The organism is Agarivorans litoreus (assembly GCF_019649015.1).
Lineage (GTDB): Bacteria > Pseudomonadota > Gammaproteobacteria > Enterobacterales > Celerinatantimonadaceae > Agarivorans > Agarivorans litoreus.
This window is the reverse complement of sequence record NZ_BLPI01000001.1, coordinates 4090737-4111512: the sequence shown is the minus strand read 5'-3', so window position 1 is coordinate 4111512 and position 20776 is coordinate 4090737. Positions and strand designations below refer to the sequence as shown.

Sequence of the window (20776 nt, the reverse complement as noted above, 5' to 3'; positions counted from 1 at the left end):
CTCGATTGCGCTTAGGCCTTAAGTTGTTGCAAGCCGTTTGTTACCTTTTCAAATAGATCTTTACTTAGCTCTTCCAATTCAGCTAAGCGCTGCAACTGCTCAATAATGAGCGCTTTACGCTCATCATCCAGTTTAACCGTTTGGATCAGCGGGGTAATCAAACGCGATGCAACTTGCGGGTTTTGCGTATTTAGTACGCATAAAATGTCAGTTAAGTAGCGATAACCAGAACCATCTTTTGCGTGAAAGTGACGCGCATTGTTGTTCGCGAAGCTACCAATTAAAGAGCGTACTCGGTTAGGGTTTTCCATGCTAAAACTTGGGTGTTCCGCCAAGGCTTTAACCCTAGCTAAACTGCCCTCTTTGGCATAACTGGCTTCTAAAGCAAACCACTTGTCCATCACTAAGCCATCATGTTGCCAGTTTTGCTCGTAGTCTTTAAACATTACATCACGTTGTTCGATCCCGGCATTGTTAGCAGCCGACATAGCAGCCAATTTATTCGTCATGGTTGGGCTATCAAAATAGGCTGCAGAAACTAACTCTGGCTGAGTATGCGCCACATACTGTAAACATGCGGCACGTAGCGAGCGCAAATTAATATCATCATGGGTCAGGCTCTGTTTATCGGCTTTTGCACAAGCTTGCTCTAAGGCAGCAAATGGCTCAGGCAATGCAACAGCTAAACTATAAATGAAAAAGTCTCGAGCTTGAGCAATTGCATCAATATCTACTTGGGCAAAACCATCAGCAATTTCATTCTCACCACTAATGGTAAGCAGCTCTGCCAATAAACCTTTATCAATTGAAGTATCCTCTAATAGTTGCTTAAAGGTATTAACAATCGCCTCTTCTAGCTGCAGATTGTTACCTGCTTGAACTTTTGCTACGGCTTGTTTCATCCACGCGCTAACTAGCTTTTGCATACCATCCCAGCGCGCAAAAGTATTGCTGGCATGATTGATAATTAGCAACAGTTGGTCTGTGCTGTATTCCATATCGAGTTTTACAGGGGCTGAGAACTCTTGCAGCATTACCAATGTAGGTTGCTCACTAATGCCTTCAAAGTGCCAGGTTTGTTGCTGCTGAGTAAGCTCTAATACTGGAGAAACAGCTTGCCCATTCGAGTTAAGCGCTAAAGCTTCGCCATTGCTGCTTAACAACTCTACAGACACTGGAATATGCAATGCTTGTTTCTCGCTTTGTTCAGCAGTGGCTGGTGTATGCTGGTGTATGGTTAAACTGTATTGTTGTTTAGCTTCATTGTATTCACTTTGAACTTTAAGCACCGGTGTGCCTGACTGACTGTACCAGCGCTTGAACAGGCTTAAATCTTTGCCGCTAGCATCTTGCATCGCATTCACAAAATCATCACAAGTTACCGCTTGGCCGTCGTGGCGCTCAACGTAGGTTTTCATACCCGCTTGAAACCCCTCTTCGCCTAGCAAGGTATGCAGCATACGAATAACTTCTGAGCCTTTTTCGTACACTGTTAAGGTGTAAAAGTTATTCATCTCAATCACCTTATCGGGGCGAATGGGATGCGCCATAGGCCCTGCATCTTCGGCAAATTGATGACTGCGTAATATCCGAACATTTTTAATTCGATTAACTGCTCGAGAGCCCAAATCGGAACTAAACTCTTGGTCGCGAAAAACCGTTAAACCTTCTTTTAACGATAACTGAAACCAATCACGACAAGTAATACGGTTTCCGGTCCAGTTATGGAAGTATTCATGACCTATTACCGCTTCAATGCCTAAAAAATCGTTGTCTGTGGCGCTCTGTTTATTAGCCAGTACATATTTAGAGTTAAATACGTTTAGGCCTTTGTTTTCCATCGCGCCCATGTTGAAGAAATCGACGGCGACTATCATGTAAATATCAAGGTCATACTCTAAGCCAAAGCGCTCTTCATCCCAACGCATTGCCGCTTTTAGCGATGCCATGGCGTGTTCAGTACGATCTAAATTGCCTTTATCAACAAATAGCTCTAACGCAATAGTTCTGCCCGATTGGGTAACAAAACTATCTTCTAATAAGTCAAAATCACCGGCAACCAAAGCAAATAAGTAGCTTGGTTTAGGGAATGGGTCTTGCCAGCTTACCCAGTGTTTTCCATCGGCTAACTCACCTTGGTCTACCTTGTTACCATTTGATAGCAAAAACGGATACCGGGTTTTATCGGCAATAATTTTAGTGCTGTAAGTGGCCAACACGTCCGGTCGATCTAAAAAGTAAGTGATTCGACGAAAGCCCTCTGCTTCACACTGAGTACAAAAAGCATCACCCGATTGATACAAACCTTCAAAGGCTTTATTTTCTTTAGGGTTAACTTGAGTCACTACCTCTAACTCAAAACGTGCTGGCAATTCACTAATAACTAGCTGCCCTTCACTCACTTTATAAGCATCATGAGTTTGCTGGTTAACTTTAATACTCAGCAGCTCCAGTTTTTCACCATCAAGCACTAGGTCGGTAATGTCATTTGTCTGCCTAACCACGGTTGATACAGCGATAACTTTGGTAGCGCTAGGGTCTAAATCAAACTCTAAGGCAACATTTTCAATGGTGTAATCAGGCGCTTGATAATCTGAACGATACTTGGCTGTAGGTTGAGCTGATGAGTCGGCCATGACACTTCCTTATTTGAGAAAAGAGAAATACTTGTAAGCAGATTTTATTGTAAAAGATAATAGTATGCGCAGCTAACGCTTTGTTGCTGCTTTAAAATCAAAAAAGCCGGCCTAAGCCGGCTTTTTAGATACATTCAGCTTAAAAGGACAATAAGCCAATCGCATTTAAGAAAACTACCGCAATGGCAATTGGTGAGATAAAGCGAACGCTCTTCGAGAACATTTGGAAAGCTTGGCTCTCTAAGCCCATGCCTTGCTTCACTTTGTCAGCTTGAACAATCCAACCAACAAATACAGCAATAAACAAGCCGCCTAAAGGCAGAAGAATATTAGCAGTAATGTAATCTAGAACTTCAAAGAAGTTTTTGCCCATTGGGCTTTCTTCAAACTGGAGGAATTCCCAACCAGCAAATGAGCCAATAGTACCTAGGCTTAATAACCAAACCGCACTACCAGAAACAATTGCAGCAACATTACGGCGGAAACCTTTACGCTCAACCAAATAAGCTGACGTAGACTCGAGCAAGGCTAGTGCCGAAGTAAAGGCGGCAACGGTTACCATAACGAAGAATACTGTAGATACCACGCCACCTAGTGGCATAGTGCCAAAGGCAATTGGCAGCGATACAAACAGCAAGCCAGGACCAGCACTTGGTTCAATACCGTTAGCAAATACAATTGGGTAAATTGCTAAACCAGCCATTAGCGCTACAACGGTATCAGCAATTGCGATGTAAATAGAGGTTTTAGCGATTGACGCGCCTTCTGGAAGGTAAGCGCCATAAACCATCATAATGCCTGATGATAAACTCAAGGTGAAGAAAGCATGACCCAGTGCCATAAGTACGCCATTAATGGTCAGCTTCGAGAAATCAGGGCTGAACATAAAGCTAACTGCAGCAGCAAAATCACCGGTTATTGCTGCGTAAATCATAATGATAGTTAGCAATACAAACAGCGCAGGCATTAGTAAAGTAACAATGCGCTCTAAGCCTTTGGTTACACCCTTGGCCAAAACAACCACAGTACCTACAATGACCAAAGTCGCCCATAAAACAAGCTGCTTAGGATCTGAAGTCAAGTCGCCAAATAAGGCGCCGATTTGCTTTGCGTCACCCGCTGCAGCACTAATATCGCCACCCGCAGATTTGAATATATACGCAACTGCCCAACCAGCAATAACAATGTAAAAGCTTAAAACCAAAAATCCAGCTAATACGCCCATGCCACCAATAAATGCCCAGTTCTTCGAACGGCCATTTTCTATAGCAACTTTTGCAACTGCGTTGGCAGGGGTCGAGCGACCTTGTTTACCTAAGTAAACTTCGGCCATCATCACCGGAATACCAATGAATAGAATACAAAGAAGATAAACCAGAACAAAGGCACCGCCGCCGTTCTCGCCCATAATATAAGGGAATTTCCAAATGTTACCCAAGCCTACTGCAGCGCCAGTGGCGGCCAAAATGTAGGCGAAGTTACTTGACCAGCGATTACTCACTGAAGTGTTATTACTCATGATTTTCTCTTTTATATTGTGTTTGCTAATTGCGTCCATGATTTTAGGGCGCCAATATAAGCATAAACAAAGGGAAAATTACAGCCAAAATGAATCTTTATGCTGAATTTATGCGGTCTGTCGGCACAAGTAATCTACAAATAGCTCAACAACAAGTTAATCCACCTGAATAGTCATTCTGAACTATTGCATTAAACATCAATTAAACGCTTGCCATTGTTGCTCTAGCCATTCCTTTTCATAGCGTAGTATGGGATGTAAGGTTTGTCTTTTCTTTACTGCTGTTGCTTCTTGTTCATTTAAAGAAACCCCATTTGCCATCAATACAAATGGCCTTAACTGATCACCTTTCTCGATAAAACCGACTAAGTTAACCACCCCATTTACATAACCACTTTTAGCCAGCACCTGCGCCTTTAAAGGCGCACGAGTCAGACTACGACGATACTTTAAGGTGCCGGTTTGCCCAGCAATAGGTAGGCGTTTAATTAAAGCTTGTAACTGTGGATCTGATTGCCACAACAGTATAATCTGATACAGCAGATTTGCACTAATCAGGTTCTCTCTGGATAAACCTGAACCATCGCGAATTTGTGCGCGGCTTAAATCAAGTCCCAAAGCGCTTAATTGTTCAACTACAACTTTACTGGCTTGCTGATAGGTACCAGCGCGCTGCTGCTCCCTGGCTAATGTTTTAAATACGCTATCTGCCGTTAAGTTGTCAGATTCAACCAGCATATACTCTAATAACTCAAGTAACGGCGCAGAGAGGTGATTAACGCTCTCGGGATAAGGACTAAGTTGCTGTTGGTACGAAATGTTGCCCTTAAAGCTTAAGCCGACTCTCGCCAAACTGTGCTTTAATTTCGTTGAAAAATAGCGCTGTTCGTCATTAATCGAAAAACGTAATGGCATCATGCCGCTATCCGCCTTTATACAGCCTTGCAGCGAATACTGGTTATGATCACCCACACGCAGATTTTGCTCACAATCGGGATGATTTTGGCTCACAGTAACAATTTGATTGTCGATGTTGAGTAAACTTGAATCACTAATATGTAGGCGGCTTAACTGCCCTACCTTGCCCGGCTTTAAATTACCGTTAATACAATTGTTATCAATATTTAAAGAGCTGGCTGGCGCAGCAAAACAAATACCGATGTCATTCCATACTTGCCCTTGGCTTCGGTTATGGCCTGTAAACTCGCTGTCATCAACTTGAATAGACGCGACTTTAGAACCAAAACGCGTTTTAGCTTTATTCAGCAGTGTAACTAAATCTTTGCTGGTAAAACTCGGGTCACCGCGCATGTGTAAGCGAAGATGGATGCCTTCATCATTAGGTTTAATACTTAACTTAGTGGTATAGCGGTAATCTTTACCTAGCTGCTTAAGGGCAACGGTTGCGGTTACTACTTTAAGTGTGCTGGCAGGAGTTAACAGTAAATCTGCATGTTGTGAGCTATCAGGGCTAACAAAACTGATCAAGGCACCAGGTGGCTCAACGAGCGCATGGACAAAAAATGGTGTAAGAACAATGGAAAGGAAAGCTGAAAATCTAACAATAGCCCGCATAGTTGCCAAACTCTAATAAACAATATGCCGAGTATATAAAAAAAGGTGAACCTAAGTTCACCTTTCTTTTGCTAAGTTAATCGCTTACTGAGCAATTAACTCTAAGCGCATCGCGCGTTGGCGAACAAAGCTGCGCTTTAAGTGATTAAATGTCTTTTCAGGCATTCCACTTGGTAGCTCAACCGTTGAGTAGCTATCAAACAACTTAACACTACCAATGTAATCACTGCTAATGTTTGCTTCGTTAGCAATAGCACCAACAATATGCTTGGTTTGCACACCGTGTTCTTTACCGGCATCAACACGGTAAGTATTCATTTCCACGTCTGCAGTACGGCGTTTGCGTTTAGCACCGCCTTCACCACGTTCGTTGCGCTCGCCACGTTGACCGCGATGGTTACGTTCGCCATGCTCACCGCGTTGGCCTCGGTGACCACGTTCTTTATCTTTGCTAAAGCGCGCAGAGCGAGGCTCTGGATCAGCTGGCAATTTGAACGGACGCGCTGTTTGCGCTTGGAACAACAACGCAGTAGCGAGTTCAAGTTCGCTCATGCCTAGGTTGGTCGCTAGTTCAGATGCAATGCTTTGGTAATCTTCAAGCTTGGCATTTTCTACCGCTGCAGCTAGCTTGTCTTGGAAGCTAGAAACACGCTTCTTCTCGATTTCTTCACGAGTAGGTAGCTGCATTTGCTCAATTTTATGACGAGTTACACGTTCAATATTACGTAATAAACGTTGCTCACGGAATCCAACAAACATGACCGCTTTACCGCTACGCCCAGCACGACCGGTGCGGCCAATACGGTGAACATAGGCTTCTGCATCGTAAGGAATGTCAAAGTTAACCACTAAGCCAATGCGTTCAACATCTAAGCCACGTGCAGCTACATCGGTAGCTACAACAATGTCTAACTTGCCAGATTTTAAGCGTGTAATGGTACGCTCTCGCATGCTTTGGTTCATATCACCGTTTAATGCGGCAACACTAAAGCCTTTTGCTTCTAAGCGTTCTGCAATATCGGTGGTAGATGTTTTAGTTCGAGCAAAAATAATTGACGCACTGTCACAGTTAACTTCTAGAATGCGGGCCAACGCTTCTATCTTGTTTAAACCTGCAACTTGCCAGTAGAACTGGTCAATATTTGATACTGTTTGAGTCTTAGCAGCAATTTTTACTTCTTTTGGCTCAGACATGTAATTTTTAGTGATGTTTTTAATCGCCGGCGGCATGGTAGCCGAAAACAAAGCGGTTTGGCGCTCTTTAGGCATATCACGCATAATGCGTTCTACATCGTCGATAAAGCCCATACGAAGCATTTCGTCAGCTTCGTCTAATACTAAGGCTTTAAGTTGGTCTAGTTTCAACTTACCGCGATCTAAGTGATCGATAGTACGGCCAGGAGTACCAACAACAATTTGCGGGCCACGACGCAGCTCTTTAATTTGCTGACCGTAATCAGCACCGCCGTAAATAGCTAATACACGCAGGCCAGGAATATTGCGGCTAAAGTCTTTAATTGCATCAGCAACTTGGTTAGCCAACTCACGCGTTGGTGCAAGAACCAACATTTGCGGAGCATTAAGCTTTGGATCAAGTTTGGCAATTAAAGGAAGAGAAAACGCGGCCGTTTTACCGGTACCAGTTTGTGCTAAGCCAAGTACATCATGTCCTTCCAGCAGTAACGGAATGGTCTTTTCCTGAATCGGAGACGGCGTCTCAAATCCAATCTCGGAAATAGCGTTTAAAATCGTTTCAGGTAGAGCGAATTGCTCAAAACTTGAACTGCTGGATTCTGTCATATTTGGCCCACAATTATTTAAAGGATGCGCACTATACGCTTTTGATCACAAAAAGTCTCATTGATTTTAGCTTTTTATAGAAAAACATTGACCATCTTGATATAGACCAATAAAAAACCGCTCTAGTGAGCGGTTTGTTTTCTTCAGTATAGAAGAAAATATTATTCTGCTTCAGGCGCTGGGTGCTTAGCTGCAGTTTCCTTAATTAGCGGCTGTAGTTCACCGCTGCGGAACATTTCCATAACGATGTCACAACCACCGATTAACTCACCTTCAACCCATAGTTGTGGGAAGGTTGGCCAATCTGCGTAGTTTGGTAGCTCAGCGCGAATGTCTGGATTTTGTAGAATATCTACGTAAGCAAAGCGCTCACCACACTGCATTACAGCTTCTACTGTTTGTGCAGAGAAACCACAGCTTGGGAATTTAGGCGAACCTTTCATGTAAAGTAGAATTGGGTTTTCAGCGATTTGCTGTTTGATTTTTTCAATCGTTTCCATTTTAAACTTCTCTAATTTTTGCACTAAGTCTATTCTAGGTGTTGGGCGTATCCTAGCAACAATAGTTGCCAATTTCACCACTTTGCTCTAGATCAATTTTTTTTAGTATTTTTGCTTTGCGTGATAAAGCACTAGTGCTAAACTCTTTTGTAAAGTTTTTACTATATAAAAGATTGCGCTAATACAGCCAATTATTACAAGGAGAGAAACACATGGCATTTACATTACCTGAATTACCATACGCACAAGACGCACTTGAGCCACACATCTCAGCTGAGACTTTGTCTTTCCACTACGGCAAGCACCACAATACCTACGTAGTAAAACTAAACGGTTTAATTGAAGGCACTGATCTAGCAGAAAAAAGCTTAGAAGAGATTGTTAAGTCTTCTACTGGTGGCGTATTTAACAACGCAGCCCAAGTTTGGAACCACACCTTCTACTGGAACTGTTTAGCGCCAAATGCTGGTGGTCAACCAACGGGTGCTCTCGCAGCCGCTATCGATGCAAGCTTCGGTTCTTTTGAAGAGTTCAAAGCTAAATTCACCGACAGCGCTATTAACAACTTTGGTTCTAGCTGGACTTGGTTAGTTAAAAACGCTGACGGCAGCCTAGCCATTGTTAACACTAGCAACGCTGCTACCCCACTTACAGATGAAGGCGTAACTCCGCTTCTTACCTGTGACTTATGGGAACACGCTTACTACATTGATTACCGCAATGTTCGCCCTGATTACCTAAATGCTTTCTGGGCATTAGTAAACTGGGAATTTGCCTCAGCTAACTTTGCGTAAAAGCGAGCGATGTAAAAAAGGGCGCTTAATGCGCCCTTTTTTATGCTTAATTTTTAGGGCCTGTTGATCTTTGCTGATGGTTTTTACAGCAATTTATTAGCCATTTAGGCAAGGCAGTGAGTGTGAAGTTAAGTGGGCTTAATAATCACTCGCTAACGCTGAATAAATGGCTAAGAAATGCTGCCCGAAGGGTTCAGATAAGCGAACTTTACTCTTCGTTGAACACTTTTCACTTAGCCCACTAGGTTTCAAAGTGCTCGCCGCGATTAAAGTCCGCTTATCTTGAATAAAATTTCAACTCCAAAGATCAACAGGCCCTAGCAACTTACTTGCTATCGCTATGCCCTAAGTCCATCCCGGGCGCAATTTTGTCCCTTACCCGCTGCTTAAGGATTTTTGCCTCTGGAAACCCATTATCGACCTTTCGGCACCAAATTAATTCACCATCCAGATAGATCTGAAAACGCCCACTTGAAGCAGGTTTAAGTGCGACTTCCGATAATTCTTGCGAAAAAGTTGTTAACAGCTCTTGGCTAAGCCAGGAAGCCCTTAATAACCAACCACATAAACTGCAGTAATATATTTCAACTTTGGGTAATACTGGGTCTTGCTGTTCCACTTCTGTTACTTCCTTTTTTGCAATTCACTAATATGATTAAGTACCCGCTTCAATGATACTGGATATTTAGTACCTAATTGCTGGGCAAACAAAGACACCCTTAGCTCTTCAATCATCCAACGTAGTTCCTGACCATCTTGGCTATAAACAGGCAACGCCAACTCTTGGTAACGCTCAGCAGCGGTTTCGATTTGTTGTAGCGCTAATCTATCTTTATGAGAATCAATCGCTAGTTTTTCTAAGCGTCGCTCAATGGCTTTTAAGTAACGTTGTAAATCACTTAAACGCTGCAGCCCCACCTCACGAACAAAACCTTTATGAACCAATCCATTTAGCTGCGCTTTAATATCGGCATGTGCTAATACCCTATCAAAGCCAACTTTGCCCTTTAGCTGTTTATTTATTTGGTAGTGCAAGCTCAATATTTGCTCTACTAACACTACCGCTTCTAAGGTTTCGGTAGCCAGTTCTGCGCGAACTTTGTCACACAAAGCTTGAAATGCTTCAGCAGTACTAACACTTTCAAGCTGAGAGTACTTGTCGATCACTGCTAAACAACAGTCATCGAGCAATACATCCACCCGACCAAAAGGATTAAAGTACAAACCCAATTTGGCCTTATTCGGCAAATGCTGCTGCAAGTAACTCATTGGCGAAGGAATGTTTAGTTGCAATAACTTACTTAAACCTCGAGTTTGGCTCCAACCCGCTTCTTCTTGCTTATCAAACAGCTTAAGTGCGACTGTTTTACCTTCATCTACCAAGGCTGGATAAGCGGTAATTTGATAACCTTGACGCTGCTCTTCAATAAGCTCGGGCAACTCTCCAAAACTCCACTCGGTAACTTTCGCCTGCTCTGCAAAAGAGCTTGGAGCAATTTCTGCAATGCTCTGCTCTACCTGATCTTGTAATTTTTCTTGCAAGCCTTGATAAGAGCGACCTTGCGCAACCACTTTTCCTTGGTCGTTAATCACTTTGAAATTAACTTTAAGGTGATCGGCCACCGAATCTACATTCCAAGCATCTTCTGGGATTTTAACGCCGGTCATTCTTAGCAGTTGTTTAGTCAGTACCTCTAACAAATTGCCTTCTGCATGTGGCACAGCTTGAACAAAAGCCTGTACATAGTTAGGAACCGGCACAAAGTTGCGGCGAATAGGTTTAGGTAAAGACTTAATCAAGGCGCTAATGAGCTCTTCGCGAAACGCAGGAATTTGCCATTCAAAACGAGTGAAATCTAATTGATTCAACAGCGCTAAAGGAATATGCGCACTTACCCCATCGTCGGCTTGTCCTGGCTCAAATACATAAGTTAAAGCCACTGATAGTTGCTCAAACTGCCACTTATCTGGATATTGCTTTTCAGTAATATGGCTGGCGTCATGCTGATAAAGCATTTGCTTAGAAAAGCTCAGTAAATCGGCCTGCTTTTTACTGGCATCTTTCCACCAGCGATTAAAATGACTAGCCGAAACAATATCAGCGGGTAAGCGCTCAGCATAAAAATCATAGAGTACTTGGTCGTCAACTCGCACATCACGGCGCCGCTGCTTTTGCTCTAAGGCTTCAGCATCATCAAGCAATAGCTGGTTTTGTTTGAAAAAAGCATGTTTTGCTGGCCATTGCCCCTCTACCAAGGCAGAGCGAATAAATACCTCGCGGGAAACCACAGGATCAATTTTCCCATAGTTAACTAAGCGTTTGTTTACTAGAGCGACGCCATATAAGCGAACGCTCTCGTAAGCCATTACAGCTTGCTGCTTAGTTGACCAATGAGGTTCGCTGTAAGACTTTTTAATTAAATGCCCTGCTTGATGTTCTAACCAAGCAGGCTGAATTTTAGCTACGCCTCTAGCAAATAGGCGGGATGTTTCAACCAGTTCGGCTGCAACCACCCATTTAGGTGGCTTTTTAGCCTGACTTGAGCCAGGGAACACCACAAAGCGTGCATTCCGCGCGCCTAAAAACTCTCGCTCTTTGTCTTTAAAGCCCAAATGGCTCAGCAAACCAGCGGTTATTGCTTGGTGAATAGCATCGTAGTTAGCTTCGTTTTGATTAACTGTGTAATCCAGCTCTTTAACTATCGTAGATAGCTGAAAAACCAAATCCTGCCATTCGCGAATGCGCATATAAGCCAAAAACTCTTGCTTACATTGTTTTCTAAACTGATTGCCTGATAAGGCTTTTTGTTGCTCTTGCAAATAACGCCAAAGCAACAAATAGCTGGAGAAGTCTGAGTCTTTATCAACAAAGCGGGCATGCTTTTGATCTGCCGCTTGCTTACGATCATTAGGTCGCTCACGCGGATCTTGAATAGATAGCGCAGCACATATCACCATCATTTCTTGCACACAGTCAAACTGCTTAGCGGCGACCATCATTCTGGCTAAACGCGGGTCGATAGGAAACTTAATCACCTCGCGACCTAAGTTGCTTAGGCTCGGTTTGCCATGTTGCTGCTTTAGCGCACCAATTTCTTCTAGTAGGTTTAAGCCGTCTTTAATATTGCGCTGATCGGGCATATCAATAAACGGGAAGTCTTCTAACTTACCAAGCTTTAATCCCAACATCTGCAAAATAACTGAGGCCAAGTTAGTACGCAAAATTTCTGGATCGGTAAACTCTGCGCGCCCTTCAAAGTCTTCTTCACTATACAAGCGAATACAAATACCTTCGGCAACACGCCCACAACGACCTTTACGTTGATTAGCACTGGCTTGAGAAATCGCCTCAATCGGTAAACGCTGTACCTTTGAGCGATAACTGTAACGGCTAATCCGTGCTGTACCTGGGTCGATAACATAGCGAATACCAGGCACGGTTAAACTGGTTTCGGCAACGTTGGTGGCTAGAACGATACGGCGCCCGCGATGAGAAGAAAAAATCTTGTTTTGCTCAGCATTAGATAAACGCGAGTACAGTGGCAACACCTCGGTATCACGCAGTTGGCGCTTTTGCAGATAGTCGGTAGCGTCACGGATCTCTCGCTCACCATTCATAAAGATAAGAATGTCGCCAGGCTTTTCTCGATACAACTCATCTACTGCATCGGCCAAACCTTCTAGTATGTCTTTGGTCTGTTCGCCTTCGTTCAGCGGCCTGTAACGTGTTTCTACTGGGTAAGTACGTCCAGAAACTTCGATAACAGGGGCGTCATTAAAGTGTTTAGAGAAACGTTGAGGATCAATGGTAGCAGAAGTAATGATGACCTTTAAATCAGGTCGCTTTGGCAATAGCTGCTTAAGTACACCTAAAATAAAATCAATGTTTAAGCTGCGCTCGTGAGCCTCATCAATAATTAATACTTCATACTGCGACAAAAACCGATCTTGCTGCAGCTCAGCCAACAACATGCCATCGGTCATCAATTTAATTAGGCTGTCATTCTTGATTTGATCGTTAAAGCGGATTTTGTAACCCACTAATTCACCAACCGGAGTGTTGAGTTCTTCGGCAATTCTCGCTGCCACACTACGCGCCGCCAAGCGACGAGGCTGGGTATGGCCTATGAAACCGCGGCTTCCTAAACCTAGTTCTAAACAGATTTTAGGTATTTGAGTGGTTTTACCCGAGCCAGTTTCGCCCGCAATGATAACCACTTGATTATCGCGAACTGCTTCGTAAATAGTTTGCTTTTGTTCCGCAACCGGTAGGTGTTGAGGATAGTCGATGCTTGGAATTGAAGATCGTCGGCGGCAGCTAAGCTCACTTGAGCGCTCAAGTGCTTGAGTGAACTTAAGTAACTGTGAGCTGTTGTTTTTTACATCATCTGCATTTAGCTTGCTAAGCTGGCGCTGAAGCCTAAAACGGTCTTTAGCCAATGCCTGTGATATTTGTTGTTTGTAATTTGAGAGAGCCGACTGCAAGAAAAAAGCCTCGTAGGTTGCGTACGAGGCGCAAATGCTATCAACAATCCTTAAGAAAACAAGTCTAACTCACCTGCTTATAGCAACTATGTAGATGTTTATCGATGCCAGCTAAGACCTCTTCACGAGTAATTAGGCCCAGTAGCTTGCCCTGCTCGATGACTGGATACATTTTGGGTTTTTGCATTAACATGCTTTGGGCAAGTTCTAAAATACTGGTTTCGGGGCCAACACTTAATACATCTGTGCGCATCAGATCTTCCACTAACGATACTGTTTCACAGTGATATGTAGCTTCAAGCAAACTCTTTAAGCAGTCTTGCTCGGAGATCCAACCGATAACATGCTTTTGTTCATCAATCACTGGAGCGCCTAGTTGTTTATGCTCTAACAAGCTATGTACAACTTCTGCGATGGGTTGTTTTGCGGTAAAGCAAACCGGGCGCATTAACATGTAATCGCGCACTTTGAGGTTCTCGGGCATAACCTTTACTCCTGCTGTTGCCTTACTGTTAGCTTAGTTGGCGTAATCGAATTACTCCAGCTAGCGCATACAAGCAGGCATTTAAGCTATCAAAGGCAAATTTCACCCATTTGGGTAATGGTGAGAATAATAGCCGAGGAGTAGTATTTATATCGACTGAGCTGCTAACTCAGTCATCGCGTTTAGTTACCTATTGCTGTGTACATCTTTACACAAATTTATGCAGGCCCTTTGTTATCCAATGCAAAGGGTCTTTTTTTGTCTTTAATTTCATAATCTTGAGTGAAAGAAATAGCTAATTCACCCATTTGGGGAATGGTGAGAGGGCTAGTTCAAAGATAGTATTTAACACGACTGAGTTGCTAACTTAGTCACGCGTTTAGTTACCTATTGCTGTGTACAACCTTTACACAAATTTTACGCAGGCCCTTTTACTTATGTAAAAGGGCTTTTTTTTGCTTTGTTAAACAGTGAGGAGTATGCAAGGCATTAAAATATATGGGAAATTTATTAACTTTTAAATTTCACCCATTTGGGTAATAGCCTGATTGGTCCTGCGTGGTTATTATTTATATCGACTGAGTCGCTAACTTAGTCACGCGTTTAGTTACCTATTGCTGTGTAAACATTACACGATTATGCAAGCCCTTTGCTCTAGAGCAAAGGGCTCTTTTTTTGCCTATTTAACTTGCCAGTTTAAAGTTTCGTTAGCAAAGAATGGCACTAAGTTTTCGCCATCAACTTTTACCGAACCAGGCACCTGCCAAGCTTCTTTGGTCAAGGTAATGGTATCTGTGTTTCTTGGTAGGCCATAAAAGTCTGGGCCATTAAAGCTAGCAAAGGCTTCAAGTTTATCTAATATGCCTAGTTGCTCAAAAATTTCGGCATACAATTCAATCGCAGCAGGTGCACTGTAACAACCCGCACATCCACAGGCACTTTCTTTAGCCCCTTGAACATGAGGAGCCGAATCCGTTCCTAAGAATATTTTTTTGGTACCGCTAGCCACTGCTTGCTGTAAAGCTTTTTGGTGAGTTTGACGCTTAAGCACCGGCAGACAGTAGTTATGAGGACGTAAACCACCCGCTAGCAGATGATTACGGTTGTACATCAAATGCTGTGGCGTAATGGTTGCAGCTACATTGTCTGGTGCATTCATTACAAATTCGGCCGCTTCAGCGGTAGTGATGTGTTCAAAGACAATTTTGAGATCAGGCAGCGATTCCACCAAACCACGCATGTGAGCGTCAATAAATGCCGCTTCTCTATCAAAGATATCAATATCGGCGTGAGTCACCTCGCCGTGAACCAACAGTAACAAACCATGTTCTGCCATTGCTTCAAATACAGGGCGAAGAGCGGCAACGTCGGTTACGCCATGGGCAGAGTTAGTCGTTGCATTGGCTGGATACAACTTACATGCTTTAACAATTCCACTTGCCGCAGCTTCTGCGATTATTTCAGGGGTAGTGGCATCGGTTAGATAAAGCGTCATCAATGGTTCAAACTGGCTTTGCTCAGGAAGCGCCTGTTTAATGCGCTGATAATAAGCATTAGCATCAGCAACTTGAGTAACCGGTGGGGTTAGGTTAGGCATGATGATGGCTCGAGAAAAGTGCTTAGCGGTAGCATTTGCTGCTACCTCTAACATAGCGCCATCGCGCAAGTGAAGATGCCAATCATCCGGTCTGGTAATGGTAAGTGTTTGAGTCACAACTATCCCCTAGGTAAAAATAATTGGCGCAAAGTCTACCCGAACTTGGCTAGCAAGTCTTGCTGCCCCAAGTAATTACTAGGCATTTTTAGTCACTTGTTGCTGCATCTCTTGGACAATTTCTCCAGCGGCTTCGTAATCGTATTCCTCAATAAGCATTTGTAGTTTTTTCGCCTGCGCCGGGAAGATTTGCAAAATACAGTCGTGGCTATCAAGATAATCGTTACTTTCGCCGTCAAAGTCATCAAGTAGTTGGGCAAGCTGCTGTAGATAGCTCGATAACTCTTCTTCACTTACACTTTGTGAACCGCCCTCTTCTGCGACTTCAGCTGTTTCTATCTGGGAGACAAACTGCTGTAAGCTTTGTTGAAGTGGTATTAATTGCTTCCCTAGCGCTTCAATACTGCTTGGCTGAACTGTATTTTCTTCGGCTTGCTTTTCTACAACTGCCGCTAAATCTGACACCGCTTGCGCGCCTAACGTAGCCGTAACACCTTTTATGGTATGAGCCATTCGCTGTAACTCACCAATACGTTCTTCAGTATAAGCGCTATTTAAATCCTCCATAGGGGTGTTTTCTTCGCTGGCAAATTTACCAATTAATTTCAGGTATAAAGCTTTATTGTCAGCAGCATTTGCCAAACCAGCTTCGGTATCTAAGCCATCAACCTCTGGCAACACTAGGTTTTGCTCATTAGCTACCTTAGCTAATTCTCCACTTTGATTAATCGCAGTTGGTGAAGCGGGCGTAATCCATTTGGCCATCGTGCTGAACAAACTATTCACATTAATTGGCTTAGGAATGTGATCATTCATTCCTGCTTCAATCGCTTTCTCCCTATCTCCCGCCAAGGCATTTGCAGTAAGCGCAATAATCGGCAGCTCTTTTAGACCTAGCTGATATCGAATCACTTTGGTTGCTGTGTACCCATCCATCACCGGCATTTGGCAGTCCATCAGTACCCCATCAACCTTGTTTTCTTTTAGGTATTCAATAGCCTGTGAGCCATCATCACATACAGTGCAATTTAATCCGTTGGATTCGAGCAACTCGGTAATCAGCTCTTGGTTAACGTCGTTATCTTCGGCGACCAAAATATTTACTCCCTGTAACTGAGCAATATCTAAGTTGGCTCCTTGCTGCTGAGCTTCTCTACGTGTTTGTTCTAGTACTTCGATCTTACGTACTTGCACAATCGTATCGAACAAATGAGACGGCGTGACAGGCTTAGTTAACACCGCATCAATATTAACCGCTTCAGCTTCTTTAGTGAGTTCGTCACGACCAAACGCAGTCACCATTATTACGTCTAAGTCAAAACCCTGATCCTGAATATGTTGGACAGTTTGTACGCCATCCATCTCTGGCATTTTCCAATCCATGAAGACCATATCAAAGGCCGTTGTTTTTGCATGTTCCTGGACCAAAGTTATGGCTTCGTTGCCGCTTGAGGCCGATTCAACTTGTAAGCCAAAACTCTCTAGCACTTGTTGAGTAATATCTCGAGCATTAGCATTGTCATCCACAACCAAAGCTTTGAGGCTGCTAAGTTGTGCTGAATTAGTATCGCGAAGTGTTTGCGCGTTTTCTTGAATCTGCATAGGCAATTCAAAGTAGAAGCAACTGCCTTGTCCTAGCTCACTGCTTAAGGCTATTTTCCCGCCCATTAATTCAGTCAGTTTTAAACAAATAGCCAAACCTAAGCCCGTACCACCATGTTTACGCGTGGTTGAACTATCTGCTTGTGAAAAAGGCTTAAACAACTTTGCTTGCTGCTCTGGCGTCATACCTATACCGGTATCGGTTACCGAAAAGTACAACTGGACTTGTTCCCTGTCTTGCTGTTTTGCTTCTATTTTTACTACCACTACGCCTTGTTCAGTAAACTTAACCGCGTTATTACACAAATTAACCAATATTTGGGTTAGGCGTAAGGGATCACCAATTAATGCTGTTGGGATGCTTGGGTCAATATCAAATAGCAACTCCAAACTTTTTTGCTCTGCACGTAATCCCACTAAATTAGCTAGATTATCGAGAATATCCTCTAAACGAAAATCGATCTTTTCTATGTCCAGCTTACCTGCTTCGATCTTAGAAAAGTCGAGAATGTCGTTAATGATGCCAAGCAAGGCTTCTGCTGAGCGGTGGACTTTGTCTATGTAATTACGTTGCTTATTATCTAGCTCTGTTTCTAGTGCCAAATAAGACATACCGATAATGGCGTTCATTGGAGTGCGGATCTCATGCGACATATTAGCTAAGAAGTCACTTTTAGCTTGGTTGGCACTATCGGCTAAGGCTCTTGCTTCGTTAAGGGCTGCTTCTAACTTTTTGGTTTCTTCAATATCAACATGGATACCATTAATACGCAGCGGCTCGCCATGCTCGTCAAGCTCGGACACTCGGCCGATAGTTAGAATCCATCGATATTGACCATTTTTACAACGTAAGCGGATCTCATTGCGAAGCACATCATTCTCGCCAGCCAAGTGCTGCTCGAGCTTCTCTCGGTTACTTATTACGTCGCTTGGATGGAGCAATTTGGTCCAAGTCGCGGAGTCACCTTTAAGGCGAGCCCAAAGACCATCGCCGTCTCGCAGCTCTCCTTTGGCATAACCTAACATGCTTTCGTAAATGGCATTAACTTCAATTCGGTCTTCTTGAGGGTAGAAATCCCACATGCCTAAACCAGCACCAGATGCAGCAGAGTCTAATCGTTCCTCACTTTCCCTTAGCTGCGCTTCAACCTGCTTTATTTCACTAATGTCAAAAATTGCACCATCCGAATAAGCAGGCCGCCCTTCGTCATCCATTGATACAAAGGCCTTTTGCAGCATGTATTTAACTTTTCCAGAAGCATCAATTATGCGAAACTCTTGAGAAATAGCCCCACCTTTTTGATTGAGTGTTCTGGCGCGCGCCAGACTCTCTTCTGCGTCATCAGGATGAACCAGATCCTGATAACGACGAATTGGATGCGGCCCAACAAAATCGCTGATGGGGTATCCCGTTTGCTCCTCTATTTGCTCACTGATGTATAACCATTCTGGATACTCGCCTTCTTTAAGGCGAATGCGATAAACTACACACTGCAAATTGTTAGTTAAGGTTCTAAACTGACGTTCACTATCGGCAAGTTTTTGCTGAGCTTTTCGTCGGGCAGTAATATCTCTCACAACCCCGGTAAAGTGACGTTGTCCTTTTAAAAATACTTCTTTAACTGCCAGCTCCATGGGGAACTGCTCACCATTTTTACGTACACCAAATACCTCTCGCTCATTACCAATAACCGAGGATTCTTTCTTGGGTTTATAGTCAGCTAGTATCCGGTCGTGTTGATCAGCAATATCGCTTGGCATTAACATTTTCACGTTGTTGCCCACAACTTCTGCTTCGCTATAACCAAATATTTGTTCGGCTGCGGGGCTAAAGCTGCGCACAATGCCTGTTTGCTCAATGAGCACAATACCGTCGGCGATGGTATCTACAATAGTGCGGATCCGCTCTTCGTTATCAGCTAAAGCTTGGCGAGCTTGATAGCGTTCAGTCATATCAATTAATGATACTTTCACGACCTTAATTAGGCCTTCTTCATCCACGCTAGGTACTATATTTATGCTGACATTTTTTTTCTGACCTGTGGTAGTAAATATACTTAATACTTCATCATTAAAGCTGTGTCCTTGAAAAGCTTCACTTAGTATTTTTTTAGCCTTGTCACGATGCTCATAATCTTCAGCAAGATCGTAAAGAAGCAAATCAGTTAAGCCATCTCTGTTAACATCAACTAGCTCAGCAAAACTTTGATTGTGTTGCAAAAAATGACCGTCTTTATCTACTGAAGCGTAAGCAATTGGCGCGAATTCATAAAGATCCCAAAGGGTTTTTTCGCGCTCTTTCAGTTCAAAGGTACGTTGTTCTACTTGTCGCTCTAGCTCTTGCTTCGATTCACTTAATCTCAAGTCAATTTTACGCACTAAGGCAAATACCAATACAAATAAAATGACGCAGAAGGCTAAGGCAGACCCCAGAACTAACAACACTACATCACGAAACTGCAAATAACCTTGCATGACTTCTTCATGATCAATTTCATAAACCAAGCCAACTTCTAGATCCGCATCCCAGCGCCACGCTCCCACAACTCGCACACCTCGATAATCTAAATACCCTTGGAAATTAGAACCGCTAGATTTGGCGATAATAGCGTAACCGCTTTCTGTCCACTCTGGTCGCTCACGAGTATAACTTGGTACTTGTAATTTGATATTCAACACTGATGATTGCTCAGGTTCTAACAAGCCTAAGTGAACTAAGTCATCTTCAAATTTGCTCGGAGAAATCATGTACCCCGAACGGCTAACTAGGTAGGTTTCACCTGTCTTGCCAATTCGAGCCCCTTTTAGTAATTGAGAAAATTCGCGCTCTGGATCCATACGTAAAGTTAGAATGGCAACAACTAGGCCATCCCCATTTTTAATTGGAGCTGCAATAAACATGGTTGAAGGAGCATTCTTAAAACCGTTTTGCTGCATACCGTCTAATACGATTTCAGGGCGAATTGGCGGAATAACCACCGTTTCGCCTTTAAAAACCCGATTAAGTAAATGAGGGTAGTGGCGTGTAATAACATTTATTTCACCTAGGTTTTCATCGCGCATCGAAGCAATATTGATACGCTCACGAGAAATGATGAAAAAACCTAAATCATCAAAAACAGTTCGGTAATTTTCTATAGATTGACGCAAACTCTCTAAGGCCGGGTTAGCAAGTAGCCCTTCCTTACTGTGCTCAGATTCAATAAGCACGTAAGAGAAATGCTGGAATGCTGGGTCCAAAGCAATAGCATCAACTTTCGATTGCCAACCTTGTTTCCATTCATCAATGCCAGCATCTGCAGTATCAAGCACAGACCCAATAACTTCTTCTAATTGATTGAGCTGATAATGTTTAAGTTGCTTCAAACCTATGCCAGTAATCGCAGCGATTACGGCAAATGCAGCGCTACAAATTGCCACTATAACTAGAATGCTTTTCCTAGAGCTGAGCAATAAACTTACACTCTCTAGGTTGCTTTTACGAAGTCGATTTAACAGCAGCATAATAAAGCTTAATAAGGCAAATAGTACCCACAACAACTGCTCAACCGACATAATCTTTCCTTGAAACCCCATTAGCGCGAGGCTGTTTATTGAATTATTTAACTATAATGCGCAATGCTTACTAAATACAGAACTTAGCCCTAAAAGCCAAAATCCCATTAAA

At 43.1% G+C, this 20776-nt stretch carries 11 protein-coding genes; 1 reads left to right on the top strand and 10 read right to left on the bottom strand.

Annotation, left to right across the window (positions count from 1 at the left end):
• Positions 1-11: 11 nt before the first annotated feature.
• From pepN to K5L93_RS18880, 5 genes are all read right to left on the bottom strand, one after another.
• Positions 12-2636, bottom strand: a complete 2625-nt coding sequence (gene pepN, locus K5L93_RS18900) for an aminopeptidase N (protein ID WP_220721228.1) — start codon at positions 2634-2636, stop codon at positions 12-14.
• A gap of 139 nt (positions 2637-2775) precedes the next feature.
• Positions 2776-4155: a sodium-dependent transporter gene (locus K5L93_RS18895; protein WP_220721227.1), complete on the bottom strand. Its 1380-nt coding sequence runs from the start codon at positions 4153-4155 to the stop codon at positions 2776-2778.
• A 198-nt stretch (positions 4156-4353) separates the two neighbouring features.
• A complete protein-coding gene (dacB, locus tag K5L93_RS18890; RefSeq protein WP_220721226.1) occupies positions 4354-5643 on the bottom strand; it encodes a D-alanyl-D-alanine carboxypeptidase/D-alanyl-D-alanine endopeptidase in 1290 nt (429 codons plus the stop codon).
• Positions 5644-5814: 171 nt separating this feature from the next.
• Positions 5815-7530, bottom strand: a complete 1716-nt coding sequence (locus K5L93_RS18885; protein ID WP_220721225.1) for a DEAD/DEAH box helicase — start codon at positions 7528-7530, stop codon at positions 5815-5817.
• A gap of 161 nt (positions 7531-7691) precedes the next feature.
• Entirely contained in the window at positions 7692-8030 is a 339-nt protein-coding gene (locus K5L93_RS18880; protein WP_040307201.1) for a Grx4 family monothiol glutaredoxin, read from the bottom strand.
• Between the two features lie 212 nt (positions 8031-8242).
• On the opposite strand from K5L93_RS18880, the gene sodB reads away from it, so the two are divergent.
• A complete protein-coding gene (sodB, locus tag K5L93_RS18875) occupies positions 8243-8824 on the top strand; it encodes a superoxide dismutase [Fe] (protein ID WP_220721224.1) in 582 nt (193 codons plus the stop codon).
• A 325-nt stretch (positions 8825-9149) separates the two neighbouring features.
• On the opposite strand, the gene K5L93_RS18870 is transcribed toward sodB, so the two are convergent.
• From K5L93_RS18870 to K5L93_RS18850, 5 genes are all read right to left on the bottom strand, one after another.
• Entirely contained in the window at positions 9150-9443 is a 294-nt protein-coding gene (locus tag K5L93_RS18870; protein ID WP_220721223.1) for an Rdx family protein, read from the bottom strand.
• Between the two features lie 5 nt (positions 9444-9448).
• Positions 9449-13309 carry an ATP-dependent RNA helicase HrpA gene (gene hrpA / locus K5L93_RS18865; RefSeq protein ID WP_220721222.1) on the bottom strand — a complete coding sequence of 1287 codons (3861 nt, stop codon included), beginning with the start codon at positions 13307-13309 and terminating at the stop codon, positions 9449-9451.
• A gap of 64 nt (positions 13310-13373) precedes the next feature.
• Complete coding sequence (locus K5L93_RS18860; RefSeq protein ID WP_220721221.1) at positions 13374-13793, bottom strand: CBS domain-containing protein; 420 nt, start codon at positions 13791-13793, stop codon at positions 13374-13376.
• Positions 13794-14472: 679 nt separating this feature from the next.
• Positions 14473-15507, bottom strand: coding sequence for a dihydroorotase (gene pyrC / locus K5L93_RS18855; protein WP_220721220.1), 1035 nt, complete (start codon positions 15505-15507; stop codon positions 14473-14475).
• Between the two features lie 78 nt (positions 15508-15585).
• Complete coding sequence (locus K5L93_RS18850; RefSeq protein ID WP_220721219.1) at positions 15586-20664, bottom strand: PAS domain S-box protein; 5079 nt, start codon at positions 20662-20664, stop codon at positions 15586-15588.
• Positions 20665-20776: the final 112 nt, after the last annotated feature.